The sequence below is a fragment of the Parageobacillus thermoglucosidasius genome (assembly GCF_001295365.1).
Classification (GTDB): domain Bacteria; phylum Bacillota; class Bacilli; order Bacillales; family Anoxybacillaceae; genus Parageobacillus; species Parageobacillus thermoglucosidasius.
In genome coordinates this window covers 780,567-804,705 of record NZ_CP012712.1, presented here as the reverse complement: position 1 = coordinate 804,705, position 24,139 = coordinate 780,567, and the positions used below count along the sequence as shown (strand labels likewise).

24 protein-coding genes and 2 pseudogenes are annotated in these 24,139 nt (G+C 45.4%); 6 read left to right on the top strand and 20 right to left on the bottom strand.

Annotated features, from left to right (window positions below):
• The first annotated feature begins 194 nt into the window (after nucleotides 1-194).
• The gene (locus AOT13_RS04040) at nucleotides 195-1,331 is read left to right on the top strand and encodes a glycerate kinase family protein (protein ID WP_003253553.1); all 1,137 of its coding nucleotides are present in this window, start codon (nucleotides 195-197) and stop codon (nucleotides 1,329-1,331) included.
• Between the two features lie 95 nt (nucleotides 1,332-1,426).
• The gene (locus AOT13_RS04035) at nucleotides 1,427-2,494 is read left to right on the top strand and encodes a CdaR family transcriptional regulator (RefSeq protein WP_232511560.1); all 1,068 of its coding nucleotides are present in this window, start codon (nucleotides 1,427-1,429) and stop codon (nucleotides 2,492-2,494) included.
• Between the two features lie 726 nt (nucleotides 2,495-3,220).
• On the opposite strand, the gene AOT13_RS04025 is transcribed toward AOT13_RS04035, so the two are convergent.
• The 7 genes from AOT13_RS04025 to AOT13_RS04000 form a co-directional block, all read right to left on the bottom strand.
• Complete coding sequence (locus AOT13_RS04025; RefSeq protein WP_003253558.1) at nucleotides 3,221-3,769, bottom strand: NADPH-dependent FMN reductase; 549 nt, start codon at nucleotides 3,767-3,769, stop codon at nucleotides 3,221-3,223.
• Nucleotides 3,770-4,011: 242 nt separating this feature from the next.
• Complete coding sequence (locus tag AOT13_RS04020; RefSeq protein WP_013401820.1) at nucleotides 4,012-5,379, bottom strand: nitrilase-related carbon-nitrogen hydrolase; 1,368 nt, start codon at nucleotides 5,377-5,379, stop codon at nucleotides 4,012-4,014.
• 4 nt (nucleotides 5,380-5,383) lie between these two features.
• Nucleotides 5,384-6,082 carry an AIR synthase-related protein gene (locus tag AOT13_RS20905; protein ID WP_324609762.1) on the bottom strand — a complete coding sequence of 233 codons (699 nt, stop codon included), beginning with the start codon at nucleotides 6,080-6,082 and terminating at the stop codon, nucleotides 5,384-5,386.
• A complete protein-coding gene (locus AOT13_RS20895) occupies nucleotides 6,046-6,351 on the bottom strand; it encodes an AIR synthase family protein (RefSeq protein ID WP_230457069.1) in 306 nt (101 codons plus the stop codon). Before AOT13_RS20895 ends, AOT13_RS20905 begins: the two co-directional genes overlap by 37 nt.
• Complete coding sequence (locus AOT13_RS04010) at nucleotides 6,323-7,258, bottom strand: MSMEG_0565 family glycosyltransferase (RefSeq protein WP_042384256.1); 936 nt, start codon at nucleotides 7,256-7,258, stop codon at nucleotides 6,323-6,325. The genes AOT13_RS20895 and AOT13_RS04010 overlap by 29 nt, the downstream gene beginning before the upstream one ends.
• Nucleotides 7,230-7,676: an MSMEG_0572/Sll0783 family nitrogen starvation response protein gene (locus tag AOT13_RS04005; RefSeq protein ID WP_013401822.1), complete on the bottom strand. Its 447-nt coding sequence runs from the start codon at nucleotides 7,674-7,676 to the stop codon at nucleotides 7,230-7,232. Before AOT13_RS04005 ends, AOT13_RS04010 begins: the two co-directional genes overlap by 29 nt.
• A 67-nt stretch (nucleotides 7,677-7,743) precedes the next feature.
• Nucleotides 7,744-8,142: an amidohydrolase family protein gene (locus AOT13_RS04000; RefSeq protein WP_230457138.1), complete on the bottom strand. Its 399-nt coding sequence runs from the start codon at nucleotides 8,140-8,142 to the stop codon at nucleotides 7,744-7,746.
• Nucleotides 8,143-8,198: 56 nt separating this feature from the next.
• Here AOT13_RS04000 and AOT13_RS03995 point away from each other — a divergent pair, with 56 nt between their 5' ends.
• Together AOT13_RS03995 and AOT13_RS03990 are read left to right on the top strand one after the other, a co-directional pair.
• On the top strand, nucleotides 8,199-9,098 hold the full coding sequence (locus AOT13_RS03995) for an aminotransferase-like domain-containing protein (RefSeq protein WP_072000115.1): 900 nt from the start codon (nucleotides 8,199-8,201) through the stop codon (nucleotides 9,096-9,098).
• Between the two features lie 538 nt (nucleotides 9,099-9,636).
• The gene (locus AOT13_RS03990) at nucleotides 9,637-10,119 is read left to right on the top strand and encodes a hypothetical protein (RefSeq protein WP_003253574.1); all 483 of its coding nucleotides are present in this window, start codon (nucleotides 9,637-9,639) and stop codon (nucleotides 10,117-10,119) included.
• A 462-nt stretch (nucleotides 10,120-10,581) separates the two neighbouring features.
• Here the strand turns inward: AOT13_RS03990 and AOT13_RS20890 are convergent.
• From AOT13_RS20890 to AOT13_RS03970, 4 genes and pseudogenes are all read right to left on the bottom strand, one after another.
• A pseudogene (locus tag AOT13_RS20890) lies at nucleotides 10,582-10,758 on the bottom strand (GDP-mannose 4,6-dehydratase); the annotation flags it as partial.
• A 1-nt stretch (nucleotide 10,759) separates the two neighbouring features.
• Nucleotides 10,760-10,982 (bottom strand): annotated as a pseudogene (locus tag AOT13_RS19315) (sugar phosphate nucleotidyltransferase); the annotation flags it as partial.
• 70 nt (nucleotides 10,983-11,052) lie between these two features.
• Nucleotides 11,053-11,937, bottom strand: coding sequence for a UTP--glucose-1-phosphate uridylyltransferase GalU (gene galU, locus AOT13_RS03980; RefSeq protein ID WP_003253576.1), 885 nt, complete (start codon nucleotides 11,935-11,937; stop codon nucleotides 11,053-11,055).
• Nucleotides 11,938-13,266: 1,329 nt separating this feature from the next.
• A complete protein-coding gene (locus tag AOT13_RS03970; RefSeq protein ID WP_003253578.1) occupies nucleotides 13,267-14,034 on the bottom strand; it encodes a tyrosine-protein phosphatase in 768 nt (255 codons plus the stop codon).
• 230 nt (nucleotides 14,035-14,264) lie between these two features.
• On the opposite strand from AOT13_RS03970, the gene tagU reads away from it, so the two are divergent.
• Nucleotides 14,265-15,197: a polyisoprenyl-teichoic acid--peptidoglycan teichoic acid transferase TagU gene (gene tagU, locus AOT13_RS03965; RefSeq protein ID WP_003253579.1), complete on the top strand. Its 933-nt coding sequence runs from the start codon at nucleotides 14,265-14,267 to the stop codon at nucleotides 15,195-15,197.
• Nucleotides 15,198-15,351: 154 nt separating this feature from the next.
• Here tagU and AOT13_RS03960 read toward each other — a convergent pair whose 3' ends face one another.
• From AOT13_RS03960 to spoIIID, 7 genes are all read right to left on the bottom strand, one after another.
• Nucleotides 15,352-15,717, bottom strand: coding sequence for a hypothetical protein (locus tag AOT13_RS03960; RefSeq protein ID WP_003253581.1), 366 nt, complete (start codon nucleotides 15,715-15,717; stop codon nucleotides 15,352-15,354).
• Nucleotides 15,718-16,150: 433 nt separating this feature from the next.
• Nucleotides 16,151-16,588 (bottom strand): 3-hydroxyacyl-ACP dehydratase FabZ, encoded by a 438-nt coding sequence (gene fabZ, locus AOT13_RS03950; protein WP_003253584.1) that lies wholly within the window; start codon nucleotides 16,586-16,588, stop codon nucleotides 16,151-16,153.
• 28 nt (nucleotides 16,589-16,616) lie between these two features.
• A complete protein-coding gene (locus tag AOT13_RS03945) occupies nucleotides 16,617-16,871 on the bottom strand; it encodes a DNA-directed RNA polymerase subunit beta (protein WP_042384261.1) in 255 nt (84 codons plus the stop codon).
• Nucleotides 16,872-16,884: 13 nt separating this feature from the next.
• Nucleotides 16,885-17,736 carry a flagellar hook-basal body protein gene (locus AOT13_RS03940; RefSeq protein WP_041270145.1) on the bottom strand — a complete coding sequence of 284 codons (852 nt, stop codon included), beginning with the start codon at nucleotides 17,734-17,736 and terminating at the stop codon, nucleotides 16,885-16,887.
• 19 nt (nucleotides 17,737-17,755) lie between these two features.
• Nucleotides 17,756-18,580, bottom strand: coding sequence for a flagellar hook-basal body protein (locus AOT13_RS03935; protein WP_003253591.1), 825 nt, complete (start codon nucleotides 18,578-18,580; stop codon nucleotides 17,756-17,758).
• Nucleotides 18,581-18,689: 109 nt separating this feature from the next.
• On the bottom strand, nucleotides 18,690-19,691 hold the full coding sequence (gene mreB, locus AOT13_RS03930) for a rod shape-determining protein (protein ID WP_003253593.1): 1,002 nt from the start codon (nucleotides 19,689-19,691) through the stop codon (nucleotides 18,690-18,692).
• 140 nt (nucleotides 19,692-19,831) lie between these two features.
• Nucleotides 19,832-20,095 carry a sporulation transcriptional regulator SpoIIID gene (gene spoIIID, locus AOT13_RS03925; protein ID WP_003253595.1) on the bottom strand — a complete coding sequence of 88 codons (264 nt, stop codon included), beginning with the start codon at nucleotides 20,093-20,095 and terminating at the stop codon, nucleotides 19,832-19,834.
• 301 nt (nucleotides 20,096-20,396) lie between these two features.
• Here spoIIID and AOT13_RS03920 point away from each other — a divergent pair, with 301 nt between their 5' ends.
• On the top strand, nucleotides 20,397-20,885 hold the full coding sequence (locus tag AOT13_RS03920) for a BsuPI-related putative proteinase inhibitor (RefSeq protein ID WP_042384267.1): 489 nt from the start codon (nucleotides 20,397-20,399) through the stop codon (nucleotides 20,883-20,885).
• 568 nt (nucleotides 20,886-21,453) lie between these two features.
• Here AOT13_RS03920 and ggt read toward each other — a convergent pair.
• Nucleotides 21,454-23,058, bottom strand: coding sequence for a gamma-glutamyltransferase (gene ggt / locus AOT13_RS03910; protein ID WP_042384272.1), 1,605 nt, complete (start codon nucleotides 23,056-23,058; stop codon nucleotides 21,454-21,456).
• Between the two features lie 136 nt (nucleotides 23,059-23,194).
• The gene (gene spoIIQ / locus AOT13_RS03905) at nucleotides 23,195-24,103 is read right to left on the bottom strand and encodes a stage II sporulation protein SpoIIQ (RefSeq protein ID WP_003253599.1); all 909 of its coding nucleotides are present in this window, start codon (nucleotides 24,101-24,103) and stop codon (nucleotides 23,195-23,197) included.
• Nucleotides 24,104-24,139: the final 36 nt, after the last annotated feature.

Genomic DNA, 24,139 nt, shown 5'->3' with positions numbered 1-24,139 from the left:
GGTGAATGTAAACAACAATTATAGCAACTCATCTGCATCAACAATACTGCTTAGCGGAGTTTTGACCGTTTCTCAACAGGCAGTTTTTGAAAAAAGCAGTAAGCCGTAGAAAAACAGAGTATAGCAATTCCCTTTTAACATTAAAAATCATTGTTAGGACCTAAATCAACTTTATAAAACAAGGAGGAAATAAAATGAGCAAAACATTTGTCCTTGCACCAGATTCATTTAAGGGAAGCATGACAGCAAAAGAAGTTTGCGTAGCGATGGAAAAAGGAATCAAAAAGGTATACCCCGATGCAAATTGCATACATGTTCCAATGGCTGACGGTGGGGAAGGCACCGTACAATCATTAGTAGACGCAACTAATGGTAAAATATTCGAAGTAGAGGTCACAGGTCCTTTAGGAAATAAAGTGACTGCTAAATACGGGATTATGGGCGATAACGAAACGGCAGTAATTGAAATGGCAGAAGCAAGCGGGATTCAGTATGTGACCAATGAGACAAAAAATCCTATGGTAACAACTACTTATGGTACTGGTGAATTGATAAGAGCTTGCTTAGATAAAGGCATAAAAAAGATCATTATCGGAATAGGTGGAAGCGCAACCAATGATGGCGGAGCAGGCATGGCCGAAGCCTTAGGGGTTAAGTTTCTCGACCGGCATGGCAACCAGCTGCCTAGAGGCGGGGGATACTTGGACCAATTAAGCGAAATTGACATTTCAAATCTAGATCCACGATTGAAGGAAGTTTCCATTTTTGTCGCATGTGATGTGACAAATCCATTGTGTGGGGAAAATGGAGCTTCATACGTATTCGGGCCGCAAAAAGGGGCAACGGAAGAAATGGTGCGAATTTTAGACCGGAATTTATCCCACTATGCCGATGTTGTCAAAAAACAGTTAGGAAAAGATGTAAAAAATATTCCAGGCGCAGGTGCTGCTGGTGGATTGGGTGCGGGATTGTTAATATTTACTCAAGCGACATTACAAAAAGGAATAGATCTTGTCATTGAATATTCCCAATTGAGAAGTAAAATAAAAGATGCTGACTATGTTTTTACTGGTGAAGGCGGGATCGATTTTCAGACCCAATATGGAAAAACACCATATGGAGTAGCAAAAGTTGCAAAAGAATTTAATAAAAAGGTCATTGCCATAGCCGGGCATATTGGAGAAGGTATTGATGTCCTTTATGACAAAGGCATTGATGCAATCTTCGGCATCATTCCAGAAGCAGGCAGTTTAGATAAAATTTTAAAAGATGGGGCAAAAAATGTTGAAAGAACATGCGAAAATATCGCACGTTTGATAAAGATGATATAAAAAAGGTATCCCACATTATTATAATATGATTGGATGAAAAAGTGGATATTTTATCCACTTTTTTTCATAAGCGATGTTTATGAGAGTTTTCAAGCATGAAACGTGCCGCACAGGGAGAGAGGGGAAAGGCGTTGTATCGTTTATCGAAAAAACAAGCACAGATGATTGTTGATAAGATGATGGAAGATATACCATATAACATAAATATCATGAACGAAAAGGGAATTATTATAGGAAGCGGAGACCCAAAAAGGATCGGAACCCTTCATAAGGGAGCTGTAGAAGCTATAAAAAAGTTAAAGATGGTTACCATTTATGAAGATAATAAAAATGAAAAAAAAGGAACAAATGAACCGATCATTATTGACAATCAAGTTGTTGGTGTCATCGGAATAACCGGGGAACCAGAAGAAGTAAAACCATTTTGTAAAATCGTAAAGACAACAGTGTCATTACTGATTGAACAAGGAATCGCACTAAAAAAAATAGAGAGCGAAGGTAAAAAAAGGACCGCATTTTTGAAGAAACTTTTAGATGAAAAACATCACTATTCTTCAAAAATGATTGAAGAAGCAAAGGAATATCAATTAGATTTAAACAGAAAAACGACGGTTTTATATGTGAAAAATTTAAATGAAAAATACGAAATCGCAAGCATTATTTTAAAATATCCTAGTTTTTTCGAAGAAGACCATTTAATTTTGATGCTCCATGATACAAAAGATATTCATACATGTATTGAGTCATTATTAGCAGAAAACAAAAATGTAACAATCGGTATTGGCAATCATCTAACGAATATTGCTACAAGTTACAACCAAGCAAAGCGCAGTGTGTTTATTGTAGAAAAACTATCTTTACCAAAAAGAGTTATTTTTTATAATGAAGTTGCTTTTTTAGTTAAATTGAGTGAGTTAGATCTGGATGATTTATGGAAAGAGAAACATATAAAGAAAAATATTGAAAACGACGGCGAATTATTAAAAACACTAAAAAGGTATATTGTTAATAATTGCAATAGCAATTTAACAGCACAAGATTTAAATATTCATCGAAATACGTTGCAATACCGGCTAAATAAGATTAAGGAAATAACCGGAAAAGACCCTAAAAATATATTAGAACTTTTTGAATTAATTTGCTATTTATTAAATAAAAATTAGCCACTGCATATTGGAGATGGAGAAGTTTATCAATATAAATCCAACTTGACTCTTCGGCATATGAACTTGAGAGATTCGTTGCAGTACTTTTTCCAGCATCTCCGAAATGGATTCCAAAAATACAATTTCTTCTCGAGTGGCATGAAAACGATAGACGATCATGCTTTCTCTCATCTATTTCCATATCCGTTTGCATAAACGGAGGTTCAATGAGTACGGCGGCAAAAACAACATATCGAAAGCTTTTTGCCCTATCTTAATGTGGAAATTAACGTGAAAAGCACAGAAGGAGGCAAAAACACTTTTCATGCTCCAATACCGGCCTAAATATGCACAAGCCAGCTGCAAAAAGAGCAAAGGAGAGCTATTCATCTTACCCACCCATTCGCAGAATTCCGAGGGGCTGTCAAGCGCTTCCCTTGAGAGGAACTTGTGGTTCTTTGAGACATTTGGAAAAGAAAAAAGGAATCAGGGCCGTTTAGTCTTGATTCCTTCTGTTTAACCGATTTTACACTGTCCTCCTAACCCCCCATTGAACTAAGGGACAGCATTCCCGCATTGTCCAGATCAGCTGCACATCAATAGATGTCACCGTGTCTCAATTAAACACATATTTGCTAGCAACATATTGATGACTCATCGTTCCATGAACACGTTGTTTTTCTGCTGTTCCGGACTTATAAATTCCCATCCTCTCGGCTCACTAATTCCCATTTAGTCCTTTCCTTATAATTTCCCTAATGGGGCTAACACTTTGCTCATATGGACCACTTCTTTCGCCAGATTTGCCATTCGCCATTTTATATCATCATCGATAATCTCGTTGTTTTGATTGAAGTGGTCAGTATGGACATACACATAATCCGGAGCGATATACGCCCGGAAATATCCCGCAATCGGTTTTAATTGATTTTCGATGACCAAATAATGCTGATATGTTCCTCCCGTAGCAATAAAACCGATCACCTTGTTCCGAAAAACTGAAGGAGGGACCAAATCAAACAAGTTCTTTAACGCCCCGGATAAGGAGGCCTGGAAGATCGGCGTGCCAATGATATAACTATCCGCAGAGCTAACCATATCGATGACTTTTTTGGTATCCCCCTCATATGTACTAGGGTGGCGGCCATCGCAAAATTGAACATCAAACTTTTTGAGATCCAATATTTCCGTTTCGATCCGCGGATCATATTGTCGGGCTAATTCAACGACTTTTTCCACCACAGCGAGAGTTTTTGAACCTATAATCGTCCCCGATATACCAAGCAACTTCATTGTCCCCCATCTCCTTTTCAATCGGTCTTGTTCAGTACCAGCAGATCATATAGCTCGTTTTTCAAGCGTCTTAAAAAAGGCCTGCTCCGTGCTAAGGAAGTCATTTCCGGCAAAAAGATTCCATTCAGGATTTCTTCCCGATCCGGATGCCCTTCGCAGTCCAACTGACGATGCAGGAACAGGAGACTCCTTCCAGATTCGCAAGGTTCAGCCACTGCCATGATGACATCATTTTCATGTGCTCAGATGCGGTGCATCCAAGAATGATACGTCTCTGTACCACTGGCCGAAACAGCAATGAGATCTGCTCCCTGCTTGGCCAAGATGCGGTAGGATTCCGGAAATTCTGCATCTCCTCCCGTGAGAAGCCCGATTTTGGCAAACGGCAGCGCCAGCGTACAGAAGCTTCCATATTCCCCTCGTCCTAAAGCATTCCTATGAACTTGCTGATAAGCTCCTATACAGCCTTCCGGTCCTAAAAGAAAGGCTGTTGACACACGGTGCCCATCCATATGTTGCGGGGCTGCTGCAATAATATACACTCCATATTTAGAAGCGATAGAATGAAGTGCATGTTGATAGAATTCGAGACTGGTTCCCGCCCTCTCTGTTCCGGTGATGTCCATCTCAGGCAAAATGACTAACCGTCGCTTGAAGTTTATTTCGTCCTTGCGCGATTCCAACCATTCCGAAACATTGGACAACCACTGTTCCAATGTTCCGTGATTCGATAGCTGGGCGACGCAAACCTCGAAAGATACTTGCGGCAGAAGGGGGCGGGTCGCTCCTTCCATCCAAAGATATGGATGCAGGAGCAGGTCCTGATAAGCTTTCGGCTGCCGGGATTCCAATATTCTCTGTTTTCGGTCGTCATGAGGTTGATATACGCCGTATACAATCCCATCACCCGACAACTTCCAATCTTGAACCTCGCCTGTAGGGCCAATGACTGCACTCCCTCCCGTAAACTGTGCTCCGCGTTCTTGTCCCCAACGGTTAGCGGCAACCCAGTACAGCCCATTTTCCATGGCGCGCAAAGACCAAGTTTTGCTCGGGGGATTATTGCTCTCCCCTACCCAATTCGTCGGAAAAGCAATAATATCCGCGCCCTTGAGTGCAGCTATTCTTGCTGGTTCAAAATACATCGCATCCATGCAGATCAGCATAGCTATATTCCCTATTTTTGTGGAGAATACAGGGATCCCTTCATTGCCTTCGCGGGCCCAACGGGGATCGGCAGCGAAAAGATGCGTTTTCCGGTAACGTCCGATCACTCCTTCAGGACCGATCAATACAGCTGAATTGTAAAAAATTTCGGTAAATGAATCGACCTCCGGCAGCCCGATGACCAAGTAGCAGGAATACTTTTTCGCAACGGTTTGGAAAAGCTCCGTTGTCGGTCCAGGAATCGGTTCCACATAAGGAGCGATTTCTTGGCGGTTTTCAAAAATATACCCTGACGTGGCCATTTCAGGGAAAACAATCAATTTTGCCCCGTTTTCCGCCGCTTCTTCGGCCAACTCCAGCATGCGATGCCGATTCCCTTCCAAATCGCCTAAACGTGATTCGAATTGGACGGCTGCTACTTTAACAGACTCTAATCTGTCCATAATCCTAACCTCCATAATCTCCTACCACTAATGATTCTCTGGACCAGTTGAAAAGAACGGCTGTCTCTTCTTCCGAATGAAGAACAATGTTCGGGTCCTCTGTTAATTCACCAATGACTTGCGCTGTGATCTGTTCTTTCTGGAAAAGCGCCTGAACTTTGCCCGCATGCTCAGGATCAACGGCCAAAATGAATCCATATCCAGGAAACATTTTTATCCATTTGGAAAAATCTACGTTATACGGTTTAGGAATGCTGTTCAGATCCACTCGCGCACCGCATTCTGAAGCTTCAGCCAACATCGCTAATGTTCCAATAAGCCCTGCGTTGCTGATATCGCGGGCGGCAGTAGCCAACTGAAGCTCAGCAATCATTGGCAAAACAGCCAGCTTGCTTTGGAGATCTTGCGGCGTACGGAAGCTCGTGCTATCCCACTGCAAATAATCCTTAAACTGGCGGCCTTCCAGATCGACCGCAACCATCAGCCATTGACCCGGTCGGCCATGAAAACAACGCAATAGATGGGTGGCTCTTCCGACCATGGCCGTTGCCACTCCCGCTGTTTCCTCCGGCAAATAATGCCCGCCGACCATAGGAACCCCATACTTTCGGCAAGCCTCTGCCATACCTTGAGCAATCGTCTCTGACATATTATCATCAGGAGCGCTCAACAAATTAACCGCAGCAGTTGGCCTTCCCCCCATGGCATAGATACATTGACACTCACCAAGACAGAGCAATAACCGGCCCAGAAAGGTTCAACGGCTACCAACTGCGGATAAATGGCATCACAAGCCAGAAGGAGGTACTCGTTTCCTGTGACGAGAATCGCTGCATCATCTCCGATAGGATCCAAGGTAGAACCGAAATTCCATATATTTTGAAATGCTTTCAATGGCGATTGGATCGCCTTTTTTCGAGTGATGCCGATGTAATCTTGCAATTCACGGATTAGAGAGTGCAGCGTGCCCACGATTCATCATCCTCCTGTAAAGCTTCATATGTTCTCTAGCAGCAGCCATCCATGTATATCGGCCAGCCGTTGCCTTTCCGTTCGAAACAAGCATTTCGGCAAGATCTTTTTCTTTAACTGCGCGGATCATCTGCCGGGCAATGGCCTCGTCATCCTCAGGGTTTGCCAATAACGCATTATGAGAATCAACTAAATACTCCTGAAATACCGGGATATCTGAGGCAATGACCGGGACACCGACAGCCATCGCTTCAAGAATTGCCAATCCCCATCCTTCCTTGATGGAAGGTTGAACAAAACAATCAGCAATGTGGTAAAGGTGAAATAACGTTTGATTATCAACGGCCCCGACAATTCGTACCCCTTTCTGCACATAGGATAGTAAACGGCTCAATTCCTCAAAAAAAGATTTCCTATAATATTGGTAATCAAACAGCGTATCCCCGCCGACAATGAGAAGCACACTTTCCGGGATAATTTCTTTTACCCTTGCATAGGCACGCAAAATGCCCAAAGTATTTTTCCTCGGTTCAATCCCTCCGATCGTCAGAAAGACCGTTTTTCCCTTTAACTCATACTGATCATATGTCAGTCTCCTGTTTCCCTCCTCTTGAAAAAACCGTTGCTCAACGCCGTTATAAATCACCTGCGAAGTCCGTCCATATATCGATTCCAAACGATCTTGCCAATAACGGCTGACCGTAATTAAAGCATCTGGTTCAATAACCGAACGGTTTTGACACTGAACCAAAACGGGACTCGTAAAATCATCTAAATGATGAACAGTCCGGCAGAAGAAGGGGATCAACCCCTTCTCTCTTAATTGATACAAACTATTTGCACTGATACAATCCTGAGCGTGATGAATATCAAAAGTATCAAGCGTTTCCTCTTCTAGCGCCTCCACCGATCAAATCCTCTTCCCGAATGCCATGCAGCCCTAATCCAAAACGGCAAACATAAACTTTGCCCCCTTCTTTGATAAACGTAGCCAAGCTTTCATTAATATTTAACATCCCTCCAAAAGCCGATTTGCCGACCGTTGGAAAGCCCCGGGTAGCTGTAGCGTTAATGGCTCCTGTTCCGTATAAATAGATAGCTGTTTCAAATCCTTTGCGCTGGGCACGAATAGCTTGCAAGATTGCCACGTAAGCTAAGGAAGATTCATGGGCAATACCATGCACTAAAACTAAAAGCTTCTCTCCAGGGTTTGCTTTGTAGTCAGGGAAGACTTTCGTATCTCCATACAATTTCGTTCCTTCCGGTAAACTCGGATGCGGAATTTCATTTAGGGACTTCATTTCATTTTCATTTAAATTTGCCATTTTCATAACCTCCCAAATAATCATTTCATTTTAAAAAATAATTTATGGCGAAAAAGCATTAGATCTCTTAGACCAACTTGCTAAAATACTGTTCTTCTGCGTTCGCCCAAAAAACCCGTTCTTTAATTTCATCAGAGATTGGGGCACCTTGAATTTTCCAAAATTCACCTTCATAATCGCTCCAAGGCTCATCACAACCGAATAAAAAGCGATCAACACCGATTCCTGTTTGATCTATTTCCTTCAACAGTTTACGCACGGCAAAACCAATGGCCCAACTTGAATCAATATAGACTTGGTACCCGCCTTCAATGAGATCTCTCCATTGGGAAATAAGCCGGATGTGACCACTCACCCCTCCCCCCATATGCACCAAGTGGATTTTAAGATCTTTGCCGTAACGTTTAATCATCTCAAAAAAATTGGTGATATCTGAATTTCCACCTAGACTTGTATGGAAATGAATTGGAATATTTCTTTCTCTTGCCTCATTGAAATATCGAATCTACTCCTTCTTCCATTTTGATTACGTCCGGAGCTCAACAGGCCATTCATCTCATTATCCGGGGCTTGCTTAAACCTGGAGACGCAGTGGCCATTGAAGATCCTTCGTATGCCTTTTCGCTTCCGATTTTCCATTCTGAAGGATTAAATACGCATTTGTTGCCAGTACAAAACGAAGGAATTGACCCGGATCAGATCATCGCACTGCACAAACGACACCGCCTCAAGATGTTATTTCTGAATCCCACTTACCAAAATCCTACAGGAACGACACTTGATCTTGAAAGACGGCGCAGAATACTTGAAATATGCTCAAAATTTGGTATTGCCATTGTTGAAGACGATCCGTACAGCATTATCGGTTATGATGGCGCAATTATCGACAGCATGAAATCGATGGATAAGGAAGGGTTGGTTCTCTATGTTAGTTCATTGACCAAAATTATCGCTTCCGGCCTTCGGATCGGTTGGATTTTGGGGCCGCAAACCGTTATTAACCATTTAGCTGACGTCAAGCAACAATTTGATTTCAGCCATCCTAATCTTCCGCAATTAATTGCCGCAAAGCTGTTAAGTTCCAAGCATTTTGATGAACACATCAGGCGTTTGCGGGAAGGGCTGAAAATAAAAAGGGACTTGACGGTACAATCATTAGAGAATGAACTGAAAGGAATAATCAGCTTTTTTGTTCCAGAAGGAGGCATACATTTGTGGTGTAAATTAAATGATGAGGAGATAGATGAAAACCTGCTGTTCAAAGAGTCTCTAAAAAGAGGCGTCGTTTTTGCACCTGGAAGCACATTAGGATCGGATGATAAATATATACGTTTTACCTACGGCCGAGTAGAAACAAAATCTATTCCCGAGGGAATTCGGCGGTTTGCACAATCGCTAAAGTCCTTGATACCAACATGCTGAGTGACCAGCGCGGGTTCTATTATAATACCCGCAGTGTTAGATAAAGATCAGGGGATATAAATAACTCTTGCATGGAACAGTCCTTTAAAAGGAAAGCGCGATCCTTCAGTTCTATGCAAGAGCACTTTTATTTTCAACAAGCAAGGTCAAAATTCAAAAACAGTATACCGCCATTTTAACAATCGTGATCACAAACACTTGCAGCACCGCAATCGGTATTTATTAAAACAAAGAGACAATTATCATCATTGCGATCTATATACTGTAGGAAGTTTTTTGTGATTATTGTAACTTCATATAATTTCCAAGTTGGTAGATTTTTATATGCATTTATGCATTCATTATGCGTTTTACAATACGTCCAATAATGGACAAAGCAAAAATATGATTTGATTAAATAGGAATCTTATAAAATGAAGCACCACGGTGAACATCTCGTAAGAAGTATCAAAAAATTCCAAAAACAGATGACAATTTAATCATTTTAAGTCAGATATTTCGGATATTTAAAATCTTAAGAAATGCTTCAGTTCATTCAATGAATGCAATAACAATTAACGATAATGTTATTAATGTTTCATATTCCTTTGGAAACACTAATTATGAATTGGAAATTAACAAGCCAGGACTTGAACTTCTTTACACATTGGTACTAGATTTTATTGATCCCGTTGTGTTAAATGAAAAATATTCTGCTGGATTGAGAAGAACATTATATGACAATTTAAAAGGACATATTCATAAGTTGTCTGATGAGTTTGGCCATACAGGATTAGAAAACATTTCGTCAGGACTAAGATTAAAGAGGATCGTCAGATATCAAGTAACCAACCCAACTTACGAAATTAGAGATAATCATCTCATTATAAACAGTATATATGAACTTAATGATTCGTATAGTTCCGGTTATGGTGTGGACTATTTGGTTACCATCGCTGGACAAAAATATATGATTCCTCATGAAATATTGGATTCTGATAACAAAGTAAATTTAAAAGCGATTTATGAGTGGAATGTGTAGCCAGCAAAACTTAAAACTGGGCGGACATTATATCATGTGTGGAGAATGCGGTCCAGAAAGGATGATACGGAAGAAGTGATGAATTGTCGCAGCTGATACCACCAAGTTTGAGAAAATTTATATGCCAAAGAGATCAGCAAGGCGTGTCAGCGCTATGTGTTGGTGTATAGTTCGAATAAATTTGAACGTCAAGACAAGAAGCGAAAGAAACCATTGGAGACACTGAAATTCGGAATTGGAAGGGTTTCGGCAGCGCCGAATAAACCTAACATAAAGCGACATGCGGTGACAGAAAAATGCCTCCTGTTGAAACTTGTTCAACTGGAGGTTCTGTATTTATGCCATTTCCACACGCTTTCGATGATCTCTGTCCCAGCGAATGTTCCGCTTTCCAGCCAAGTTCTTCATAAATTTTTTGCAAGGAAGCGGCAAGGCGCGCCGGGTCGCCCGGGCGGCGGTCGGTATAGGATTAACCACTGATTTGCCGACCTAAGGCAGTTCGCCGTAAAATGCATGACGGCTTGAATCGGGTATTTTTCAAAAATCGGTTCAAGATCCGCTTTGTTCCCTAAATCCCTTTGAACAAATACCGTGCGGTCATCCATCTAAATAGCGGTGACCGGTCGATAAGTTATCAATCTTTTTCCACCATCGGCGACCGATGAAAACCGTTAATTAAATCTTTAATTTTTGGACTGGAAGCTTTATCGGCAACCAAGATTCTGTCCGGGCTCGCTGCGATGATAAGATCGTTGGCACCGATGCTGTCACAGGAATGTCTAGACCAAATGCACATTTACTGTATCGTCTGCTAATACGCCTTTCCCGATTTGGTTCGTTGCCAAGCACAACCACGTACCAAGAACCATTCGAGATGACAAGCAACTTCAACAGCCGCGTCCCTCTGACTTCGCTAATTTTTCATCATCCTCTTTATTTCCCTTCCATTTTCACATCATTTAATATTTCCTTCATAAATTGAATAAGGTCGTCTCTTAATTCCTCATACTGTAACGCAAACTCAATCGTCGTTTTGATAAATCCGATCTTTTCTCCGACATCATAACGCTTGCCTTCGAATTCGTAGGCGAAGACGCGCTGGATTTCGTTCAGCTTTTGGATCGCGTCAGTGAGCTGGATTTCGCCGCCGGCGCCGGCTTCTTGTTTTTCAAGGAATAGAAAGATTTCCGGTGTCAGTATGTATCTTCCCATAATTGCCAAGTTGGACGGAGCGGTGCCTGGCGCTGGTTTTTCGACAAATTGGCGGACTTGGTAGCGGCGTCCTTGTTGTTCGAGCGGATCGATAATGCCGTAGCGGTGTGTTTCTTCATCTGGAACCCGTTTGACACCGATGACCGAGCTGAATGTTTGTTCGTATTGATCGATCAGCTGTTTTAAACATGGTGTTTCCGCTTGAACGATGTCATCGCCCAAAAGGACAGCGAACGGTTCATCGCCAATGAAATTGCGCGCACACCAAACGGCGTGGCCAAGTCCTTTCGGTTCTTTTTGGCGGATGTAGTGAATATCGACTTTCGATGGCTCTTTCACCTTTTCGAGCAAATCCAGTTTTCCTTTTTGCTTTAAGAGCTGTTCCAATTCAAACGCGTTATCGAAATGGTCTTCGATTGCGCGTTTTCCTTTTCCTGTGACGATGATAATATCTTCAATGCCAGAGGCAATCGCTTCTTCGACAATGTATTGAATCGTTGGCTTATCGACGATCGGGAGCATTTCTTTCGGCATCGCTTTCGTTGCTGGCAAAAATCTTGTTCCGAGCCCCGCCGCCGGGATGATCGCTTTGCGCACTTTTTTCACGGAAATCCCTCTTTTCTTCTCAAATTTTGTGATACGCGCCGACGTATGGGCTATTGGCAATAGAACATACGTCGAAGCACATCATATAAAAATAGCCCTTTTGCTGGGACGCCATTTCGCAAATGGGATGTTAAGTTTAAAACCTTTCCTTTTATATTCAATCATTTTATCGAATATGACATCTGTCCGTCTTTGTAAATACGTGGCAGTTCCATCGGCAGACTGTTTCATATTTGTAAGATCTGCAACGCGCTTGATTGTTTGCTGAGATGCGAAGAAGTTCTTCAATGATTTTTTCTTGCGTCCGCTTCACATTTCCGAACACTTGCCTTATGCCAGCCACATCATGTTCTAATTTCTGTTGGCCGATGTGCATGCTACATCGCACTGTAACGCACGCTGTCCTTCTTGCAGATACGTAACGTCTTGTTGTAACCTTATGGAAGCTGGGCCCCATCGCTGTGATGCCGAGAGATCTCGTTAATGCTGGACTTGCTGCAACCTGGCCACATCCTTCTCCATTTGTCCGACATCGTTGCTTCATTTTGCTTAACTCATCCATATGCCCGTGCAATAACCGCAATTCTTCTTTACAAGACAAAACGGCGCAGTTCCGATAACTCTTGACTCATGTCACACCTTCTCTTCCATTTTCCTTCAATTATATTATTATAACATATTCAAAAAGAGGTATATAGAAGCAAAAAAACAACCACTTCACCGGAGCAGTGAACGACTAATCCACTTCTTTTGTCTTTTAAGAAAAAGGGGCGCGGGAGGTGTTTAAGATGAGTCCTTCATTCTCTCCCACGAGTTCCATTGCAGTACCGCAGCAAATAATCTTTCATTTTTTCAAAATAGATGAACACCGGGCCTCTAACCCGCCCTCACACTACATCTCGCCGACTATCGTCTAAGATGGCAGGACCGTCATCATCCCCACCCACGGCATGGCCGAGTGCCTCCATTGATAACGGTAAGGAGACATCACCGAAAAGCCGAGGCGCCCCAATTTCGCCTAAAAGCGGCCCGCATCCTGCGGGCAACGGCGAAATGTCGCCATCCTGGCTCTCCCGAAGCGAAATGTTCTTCACTTGTGGAAGTGCTTGCACTTCAAGGGCGAAGGTTATTTCGCACAAGGGAGCTAGGCGCCGAGGCTAGACATCACTGGAAATAGTATGTAACCGACACCGTTTTATTCCATCATTTTTCTGCTGTTAACACGCCGCCACCGAATGCCCTTCTTCCTCCTCAACTCATTTTCGCCGCTGTTTGTAAAATTAGAAAAAAAATATGTTTTATGACAACGAGATATTATCATAAAACATATTAGAATAAACCTAAAAATTTTTTCCTTTTTATGCGTTCCGGCTCTTCGCGGTAAACCGCCTGCCCGTTGAGAAGAAGCTCAGCGTTTTCTTGAAAGAAATAGACGGCGTTGATGCCGAATTCGTGGTCAATGACATCATACGCTTCCCGCAGGCGGAACGGACGGCTTGTCGTATTGTGTGCATCGGAAGCAATGAAATGCGCCAAATTGGCTTCGATCAGCTGCAAGGAAAATTTTTTGATGTTTTTGCCGAAATGCCCCGATACACTTGCGGCTGTCAATTGCGTCAATACGCCTTTTTTGACAAGCTCATAAAGCCGATCAGGATTTTCGATAATTTCCGCATTTCGTTCCGGATGCGCAATAACCGGAATAAGACCTTTCAATTGCAAATCAAATAACAGCCGATCAGCGTAGCGCGGCACGTGGTCAAACGGAAATTCGATTAACAAATACTGGCTGTCTCCGGCTATTGGCAATACTTCCCCTTTTTCGAAACTTTCCTGCAAGTCGCCATGAATGCGGATTTCCTGGCCCGGCAATACAGTAAGCGGGATTTTGTGCTGTTTGATCGTTTCGTTGAACCGCGTTACGGCCGCCATAATCGACTGTTTCTCATTGTCGTATTTTCCGTTTTTATAATGGGGAGTCGCGATGATCGTCGCAATCCCTTCTTTTACCGCTTCACGCGCCATCGCAATGGCGTCAGCAACCGTTTGCGCACCGTCATCGACACCCGGCAAAATATGGCTATGTATATCGATCATCGCCAACCCTTCCTTATGCTCTATTCAAAATTCTAAACATATATTATGTTAGCATAGGTCAATGGTTTCTAGCAATCGACATTTTTTGTTGGATTTTGCCGAAAAATTTGGTTATCGCCAGTTTACTGCCGAAAATTTCTAGCTTCCTTTTTCTTTCTGTTGTACTGCATGGAAAAACACTCTATAATCTTAATAGTCCGTCGAATTATATAACCAAAGGAAGGTTGTGCATGAGAACGAAACGTCGAAAAAAGAAAAGATGGCTCCGCTGGATTGGCGGGATCGCCGCCGTTCTTCTCGTCGGCGCCGGAATATTCGCATATTCCGTTTACCACAACGTGAAACAAACGGCAAAGCACATGCATGAAAACGTCAACTGGAAGTCAGAGAAGCGGGACGACGAAGTATCGTTCAAGGAAAAAACGCCGATTTCGATTTTGCTTATCGGCGTCGATGAGCGGAAAGGGGACCGCGGCCGCGCCGATTCGCTAATCGTCATGACAGTCAATCCGAAGAAGAAGTCAGTGGAAATGGTCAGTGTCCCGCGCGATACACGCACGGAAATTATCGGAAAAGGGACGAAGGACAAAATCAACCATTCGTACACGTTTGGCGGTGTGGAAATGACGATGGCGACCGTCGAGCATTTTTTAGACATTCCGATTGACTATTATATTAAAGTCAATATGGAAAGCTTCCGTGATATCGTCGATGCCGTCGGCGGCGTAACCGTGGACAACCCGTTCGCATTTACGTATGAAGGAACGCATTTTCCAAAAGGAAAAATCACGCTCGACGGGGAAAAAGCGCTGAAATATTCGCGCATGCGCTACGATGATCCGCGCGGTGATTTTGGCCGTCAGGATCGCCAGAAACAAATTATTCAAGGCATCATTGAAAAAGGGGCAAGCTTTTCGTCGCTGACTAATTACAATGATGTATTGGCGTCGATCGGGAAAAATATGAAAACGAATTTGACATTTGATGAAATGAAAGAAATTCAAGCCAACTACAAAGAAGCGCGCCACCATATCGAGCAGCTTCATATTACTGGAAAAGGGAAAATGATTGACGGAACTTATTATTTGCTTGTCCCGGAAGAAGAGAGAATCGCCGTTTCAAACAAATTAAAAGAGCATTTGGAACTGACAACAACATCGTGACCAAACACATCTTGCCAGAAAAAGAAGTGGATTGTTTAGCAAGTAATTAGCCAGACTATTCCAATCATTGTGCTCAAATTTCTATGAAGTTACATGAATCTGTTTTTGCCAATATAACAAGGCTGCCAGCATGGTTGCAGGCAGCCTTGTTGCATTATTCGTCTTTGTTATCTCTGTCGTTTGCGTCTTGCGGATCCTCGATCGGATCTTCGCGGTCAGGAACGGCGTCGTTTTCATCGTCGCCAGGCCCATTGTTAGTGTCGTCGCCCGGCGCCAGCCGATCGTCTTCATTGTCATTGAGGTCGCCGTTATTGTTCACATCGTTGTCGGCATCATCGTTTTGATTGATGTCATCCGCCGGATTCATATCTTGATCGTTGATGTCGTTTTGATCGACGTTATTATTTGGCGGCGGCGGATTTTGGTTGTCGTCGTTGTTATTAGCGTTGCAGCCTGTCGCGACGACAATCGCGACAAAAGCGCCGAACAACTTAAGCAAAAGCCATTTTTTCTTCGTCATTGTTTTTTCTCCTTTCCGTAAAATTAGTGGCCTTATGTAAAGACCGGTCCTTGCTTATGTTTCCCGGAAAGGAAAATTTTATGCAAGATCATGCATTTTCTTTTTTGCGTGAGAAAAACGATACGGAGGGGCCCATCATCTGGCTGCAGCTCTATATTCCCGCGGATATCTTCATATCATTATATAGTAAAATAAGGAACCAATCGACAAGGCACGACAAAAGCTTGCTGGCAGTTTTGCCTTTCCTAAGTTTTGCGGCAGTGCGCGCCATTCCGCGGGCATTGGATTCCGGTTTGGTTTCGGGCATGCCTAGCCGCATTTTTTCGTTAGCGGAGAATCTGTTTTAGCACCTGCTCCCCTTCCTTTCGCTTCCACAAAAGGATGCCGGATTGCAATGAAAAAGGGTGTCCCAAAGCTTGCGGGACACCTTCAGTTATTCCTCTTTTTTGTCACCAAGTGCGAACATGATTTCCGCTTCGCAGACGAGTTCGCCGTCAACGGTGGCGACCCCTTTTCCTTTGCCGACAGCACCTTTAGCGCGGATGATTTCGACTTCAAGGCGGAGCTGGTCGCCCGGTTTCACTTGCTTTTTAAAGCGGCAGCTGTCGATGCCGGCGAAAAAAGCGAGACGGCCGCGGTTTTCCTCCTTTTTCAGCATCGCAACGGCGCCGACTTGTGCCAATGCTTCAACGATTAAGACGCCGGGCATGACGGGATACCCAGGAAAATGCCCGACGAAAAACGGCTCATTGACGCTCACGTTTTTGATGCCGACGGCGCGCTTTCCGTCTTCTATTTCGAGAATACGGTCAACTAATAAAAACGGATAGCGGTGCGGGATGATCTCCTGAATTTGTTGGCTATCAAGCATAAATCGTCTCCTTTCCGTGCTTGCCGTGTTATTTTTTCTCGACAAAGTCAATGATGTGCTGCCATGTGGAGCGTTTAAAAACGTCGCGCGGCTTTCCGTCACCGATCACGCCGTAGCCGATCGCCAAGCCGGTGGCGAGGCTTGCGGCCATTAACGCGAAAACAATAAGAAGACGGAGCCAAATCGGAATAAGGCGGGTGCGCTGAAATTTGCGGCGGCGCGCGGTCCCCGCTTTTTCCTTGTTATGTTCTTTTTCCTCCCGGTGCTGTTGCTGTTCATCCATATAAAGCGTCCCCTTACGATGAACGGATTCCGTTAATTAAACCGAGCATTTGGTCGGAAATCGAGATCGAGCGGGCGTTAAGCTGGTACGAACGCTCGGTGATCATCATGTCGGTCAGCTCTGTGCCAAGATCGACATTCGACTGCTCAAGCGCACCTTGCGTCATGCCGATTTGAGCGCGCAAATTGCCGGTCATGTTTACCGCCACATCGGCCGCATTGACATTCAGCGCGTTAAAATCCGGAAGCGTCCATATATTATTGCCGGCCGACTGCAGCAACTGCGGGCGCAATATCGACGTCACGCCGATGTTCACTCTTCTCATGATGCGTCCGTCGGGAGCGGTAGCGGTAATCGTGCCGTTATCGGAAATCTCGATGTCTTTATAGCCATTAGGGAGCCAAATCGGCGCATTGTTTTCGTCAAGCACTGGATTGCCGTCACTTGTGACAAGCATGAGCACATTTTGATTTCCAGCAGACGGGGTCAAATAAAACGCGCCGGCTCTTGTGTAACCAATTTCTTGCGTGCCGTTTTCCCCTTGGATAAGCACGCGGAAAAACTGCCCTTCTTTCGTCAGCGCGACATCTAAAGGACGGTCTGTTTGCATGATCGCCCCTTGCTTTAATACGATGTTTGTTTCGGCGAGGCGCGCCCCGACGCCGTACCGCAAGCCGTTTGGAGTAAGGCGGGGCGCCTCGTCCTGCGGCAAATTCGCAAATTGTTGCGCAAGCAGCTCGCCGAAGCTCGTTTCACGCCGCTTGAATCCGGCCGTGTTGCTGTTGGCGATGTTGTTGCTAATGACATCGAGCTGCTGCTGGAGCTGCGCCATCGTATTGGCGGCGGTGATCATTGAACGTAACACGTGCATATCCCCCTACTCGTTATTTGAGGCGGCCGATTTCGTTCACGGCCTTTTCCATGCTTTTATCATACGCTTGTACAATTTTTTGGTTTGCTTCAAAAGCGCGGTAGGCAGAGAGCATTTCCGTCATCGCGCGGTTAAGATCGACGTTGGATCGTTCCACAAAGCCTTGTTTGAACGTGTACGTAACGTTAGGATTGTTCAGCGCGCTCGGCAGCATGCCGGCCTCGCTGCGGAATAGGCCGTTGCCTTCTTTGACGAGCGTGTTCGGATTCGCCGCAAAAGCGATGTTGATTCTGGCGATGCGGGCATTGCCCGCAACGATCGTTCCGTCGGCGTTCACGGTGAAATCCTCGCTTGGCAGCGCGATGCGTTGTCCGTTTTCATCCAACACGTACCATCCGTCATTGGTCGTTAAAAAGCCTTGCGGATTCACGGTAAAATTGCCGTTTCTCGTATAGCGGATGTCACCGTTTTCGTTTTGCACAACGAAAAACAGCGTTCCCCCAGCGGCCGGGAGCGCACCGTTAATAAGGGCAATGTCGGTCGGCCGCCCCGTTTCTTTGATGTCCCCTTGGCGGAAATCCGGAATGAGTTCTTGCATATAGACACCGGTATTGATCGGGCCAACCGCCGCATTGAACGGAAACGAACGCGGTGCTTCTTTCGTCGGTACAGTTGTTTCCTCCAAACGGGAAAGAAACAATTCCGGAAATGCGCGCAACGCCGCTTGGTCGGCTTTATATCCAGGCGTATTGGCGTTAGCGATATTGTTTGTCAGCATCTCGACGCGGCGCTGCTGGGCCATCATGCCGCTGGCCGCCGTATAAAAACCTCGCAACAAGGGCGGTCACCTCACTTATGATCACGCAACTGATTTTATATTATAAGGTCGCGGGGAAAAAACGAACAAGCGCTTTCCCGCCATCCATCCGCTCTGTTCATGGATAAAGCTACACCAAATTTTGCTTTGGCGCGCGATCAATGTTCTCCAGCATCATTCCTGTTCCAAGCGCAACGCAGTCCATTGGGTTTTCCGCAATCAATACCGGCACTTTCAGTTCTTCGGCAAGCAATTGATCAATGCCATGCAGCAACGCGCCGCCGCCGGTTAAAATGACGCCGCGGTCGATAATATCTGCCGACAATTCCGGCGGAGTGCGCTCCAATACGCTTTTGGCAGCTTGTACAATCATCGCAACCGATTCACGCAGCGCCTTTTCAATTTCCGCAGAACGGACCGTGATCGTGCGCGGCAGGCCTGTGACAAGATCGCGGCCCCGAATATCAATTTCCTCATCGCGTGCGCCTGGGAATACAGTTGCAACTTTAATTTTGATTTCTTCCGCAGTCCGTTCTCCGATTAAAAGCTTATATTCCCGCTTAATGTAATTTAAAATTTCCATGTCAAACTTATCCCCGGCCATTTTAATGGAGGAGGCGGTGACGATGTCCCCCATCGAGAGGACCGCAACATCCGTTGTGCCACCGCCAATATCGACCACCATGTTCCCGCACGGCTGGAAAATGTCCATCCCGGCGCCAATGGCCGCCACTTTCGGCTCTTCTTCCAAGTATACTTTTTTGCCGCCGCTTTTTTCCGCTGCCTCTTTTATCGCTTTCCGTTCAACGGACGTCGTATTCGTCGGGCAGCAAATTAAAATGCGCGGTTTGGCGAAAAATCCTTTGACGTCAAGCTTGCTTAAAAAATGTTTCAACATTGCTTCCGTGATGTCGAAATCGGCGATTACCCCGTCTTTGAGCGGCCGAATGGCAACGATATTCCCAGGAGTACGCCCTACCATTCGCCTCGCTTCTTCGCCGACAGCCAGCACTTTATTCGTATTTTTGTCAATAGCGACGACAGACGGTTCATTTAACACGATTCCCTTTCCCTTAACGAAAATGAGTACGTTCGCCGTGCCAAGATCAATTCCAATATCCCTCGAAAACATATATAATCCTCCTTGCCTCTACCCTCGAATCGTTCCTGTTAACCACTACTAACGAATCATTCCTATTTGATTATTTTACCATATCGCGTTAAGGGAATGATACTATTTTTGCGACGAAGGTGTGACGCAAGGAAGAAAACTTAGTTATTTTTGATGGCTTGTTTTTTATATTTTTTCTTTGTCGCTTCTCCGCCGCGCAAATGGCGAATCGATTTATGATAATCGAGAATTTGTTTGACTTCCTGCGCCAGTTCCGGATTAATTTCCGGAAGCCGCTCTGTCAAATCTTTATGAACCGTACTTTTGGAAACGCCAAATTCTTTCGCGATCACGCGAACGGTTTTCCTCGTCTCCACGATGTACTTTCCTATCTTGATCGTACGCTCTTTGATGTAATCGTGCACACCACTCGCCCTCCCTAAGTTGGATGTGAGGAGTGTGAAATGAGACTCGCCTCGCGGATGATGAAAATTTCTTCTACTTGTGCATTTGGGAAACATCTAGAACTTGCGTCCGTGCCGTCATGAACGATCCCCACCTCAAACACTCTCGTTGTTGTTCAATTTGTAACATTTTATTAGACAAATCGGGCATATATACCAGAAATATCAAGGAGGACAAGGATTTTTCATCATTTTTTCGTTCTTATAACAAGGTGAAAAAGGAACGGCTATAATAAACATAAAGGAAAGGAGGGAAACGATGATGGGAAAAGGAAAGACGCTCGGGCTGGCGGGCATGATCGCGGGAGCGGCGGCCGTTAGCATGCTGTTTGCCTCAAACAGCGGAGAGCAGCCAAAGGCAAAAGACGACACTTCGCAAACAAAACCGCAAACAGAGCGCGAAATGATCGCCAGGGCGCTTGAGCCGTCGTTAACCTATGAGAAAAAAGGCAACAACTACGTAGTTACATTCACAGTTAAAAATCAAACCGAGCGTGTGCTAACGGTGACATTTACGAGCGGAAAAAAATATGACTACATTTTGTTCCGCGACGGGGAAAAAGTGAAACAATTCAGCGAAGGAAAAATGTTTACGCAAATTTATGAAGAACGCCTGTTAAAACAGGGAGAATCGCTTGTTTTTCAGGAGACATTTTCTCATTTGCCAAAAGGAAAGTACAAGCTTGAGTGGTGGCTTGAAGATAAAAACTGGCCGAACGCCAAAGCAGCGATAACGTTTACGGTGGATTAAACATGAAAAACCTGTCTTTCCCAACAAGGCAGGTTTCGTTTTTTAATGCCTAACGATAATGCCATAACGTCATCGCGATGTTTTTTCCCAATTAACAGAAAGACCGCCACAAGCAGAAACAGCGTGTGCCGCAGCAGGAGCCGCGAAAAGGCCAATCGTCATCATCGCGGGCAAACAGCAGCCGCATATGCAGTTGGCCACCCGCTTTGCCTCTGGCGGGTCTTTCCGTTGAAGAAAAACAATCAAAGCCGCAAGCGAAAGCGCGGTGGCCGCAAAACCCCCCATCCCTTCTTTGCGGCATCCGAATATAGCCGCAAGCTTCGCCGCAACTGCTCCAAGATGGGACGTGCGCCAGCGCTTATACGTCCGCGCCCCATGATCGCCCGTCTATTTATGCCAGTCGTTTTTCAGAACTCCGGCAGCGATCACACCAAATTCACCCATGATCACCCGCCTATTTATGCCATTCGCCGACTTCTTAATCAACAAGGGAGGCACCGGCAGGCCTCCCCCATATCCAGAATGCCGACATGAAATAGTTGAAATGGATTCATTGTTTTTTATCCCTTTACCATGCCGCGATCGCCCCATCGGTGCGCGGTTCCGTTCCGCCGACGAGCACTCCGGTGTTCGGATCGCGCCAAATGATTTGACCGCGTCCGAATGTTCCCGAATCAAGGGAAACATGGATTTCGTGTCCTTTTCGTTCCAGCGCTTGGGCGATATGATGCGGAAAATGGTGTTCGACGAGCACCTTTTTACCTTCTATCCATTGCCATCTTGGCGCATCGAGTGCCGCTTGCGGATTGAGATGGAAGTCGATCGTGTTCATTACGACTTGCAAATGCCCTTGCGGCTGCATAAACCCGCCCATGACGCCGAACGGCCCGACCGGCTCGTTCCCTTTTGTCAAAAATCCCGGAATGATCGTATGGTATGGTTTTTTCCGCGGCGCCAACCGGTTGACATGATTTTCGTCAAAGGAGAAATTATGCCCGCGGTTTTGCAGGGCGATGCCGGTGTCCGGCACGACCAGCCCCGAGCCAAACCCCATGTAATTGCTTTGAATGAAGGACACCATATTGCCGTCGCCGTCCGCTACCGCCAAATAGACCGTGCCGCCTTTTGGCGGCGTTCCCGGCTTTGGAAGCAATGCCTCTTCGCCAATCAGCGCCCGCCTCATTTCGGCAAACGGCTCGGACAGCAATTCCTCGACACGATGCTCCATATGCTTGCGATCCGTGATATATGCCTGTCCATCAGCAAACGCCAGTTTCATCGCTTCGATTTGCCGGTGGTATGTCTCCGCCGTCGGCGCTTCCGGAACGGCAAACCCTTTCATGATGTTCAACGCCATTAACGCGACAAGCCCTTGGCCGTTCGGCGGAATTTCCCATACGTCATAACCGCGGTAATGAACAGAAATCGGCTCGACCCATTCCACTTCGTATTCCGCTAAATCGTCGATATCTAAAAAACCATTGTATTGTTTAGAGTACGCCGCGATTTTTTCCGCCAATTCCCCTCTGTAAAAGCTTTCCGCGTTCGTTTCCGCGATGAAGCGGAGCGTCTTAGCATGCGCTTTGGATGCCCATATTTCCCCGATTTTCGGCGCGCGCCCGTTTGGCGCGAACGTCGCAAACCAGCTGGCAAATTCCGGGCCCTTAAGCGTTTTTTTGTACGTTTGAAATGCCGCTTGCCAATACTTCCCCAGCGTCGGAGACACTGGATAACCGTTTTCCGCATATTCTATCGCCGGCTTAAGCACTTCGGTAAGCGGCAGCTTCCCGAACCGTTTCGACAGCGCCGCCCAAGCGGCCGGCGCACCGGGAACGGTAACCGGAATCCAGCCGTGTTCGGGAATTTCGGTATATCCCCGTTCTTTTACTGCTTCGAGCGAAATTGATTTTGGGGAATAGCCGCTGGCATTTAATCCATACAGCTTGCCATTTGTCCAGACAATCGCAAACGCGTCGCCGCCGATGCCGTTCGAGGTCGGTTCAACGACCGTCAGGCAGGCGGCAGTCGCAATCGCGGCATCTATCGCATTTCCACCTTTTTTTAATATGTCCAATCCAGCCTGCGCCGCCAGCGGCTGCGAGGTCGCCACCATGCCGTTAGCCGCAAATGTCACCATCCGCCGCGACGGATACGGATAATGCAAATAGTCCAAATTGTATTCCTCCTTGTGCTCGTTCCTCTATCGTTATTTATTCGCTTTTTGAAATGTTTTTCCTTTTCTGTTTTTCATAAAAAGAAATCGCCTGCTTCCTTCCTTTTCGAGCAAGGAGGAAACAGGCGAGCGTTTATCACGTTCTTGCCATGCCAATCGAGGCGTCTGGCGTTTTGTAAGATTGTTCATCGCTTGGCGTCGTTGCGTCTTCATCGGTGGACTGCTCCGTTGACGGTGCTTCTTCATTCAACTGGCTTTGTTCATCAGATGAAGATGGTTCGTTTTCTTTCGTTTGTTCCTCGGTTGACGCCGCATCGTTTTGTTCAGTCTCGGTTTCCTTTCCGTCTTGTTGCTTCGTCAGGGCAGTGAGCGGTTTGTCAATGTAATCGATCGGGTTGACCGGCTTATCGTCTTTGCGGATTTCAAAGTGGGCGTGAATGCCTGCTTCTTGGTTAAATTGGCTTTGCCCCGCTTTTCCGATCACTTCCCCTTGTTTTACCTCGTCGCCAGCTTTCACTTTCACGTCAGCAAGCGATTGGTAAACGGTGACAACGCCGTTTTCATGATCGATTTCGACGACATGGCCTAAAATCGGGTCTTTTTCCGCTTTTGTTACCGTTCCGCTCAATGCGGCGGTGACGTCAAACGTTTTGCCGTCTTTCCGTACAATATCGATTCCGCGGTTTGGATGATACGTATGATCATAAAAGACGAGAGCTGCTTCCTGTTCTTCTTTGGACGCGTTGTAATCGTAGAACGGTTTTTGGATTTCCACGGAATTTGGATCAAGAACCGGCATCGCAATGTTTTCCACCGCTTCGTTCACTGGAACGGCCGGATCGTTTTGCCGCGAAATGCCCGTTTCGCCGTATTTGTACTCGTCATTTCGCGGTTTTTCCTCTTGCTTGTGCTGGAACCAAAACGCTCCTGCCAAAACGAGAGCGCCGCATGTTAAATAAATCGCCGGAAATACCCAACGCTTTCTGAACAAACGATGCAAACTTCGTTTTTTTAGAGAAATTTGTTTCTTTTCTTCCTCTTTCATGTTCATCACCTCAGCAACCATTTTGAACAGAAAGAG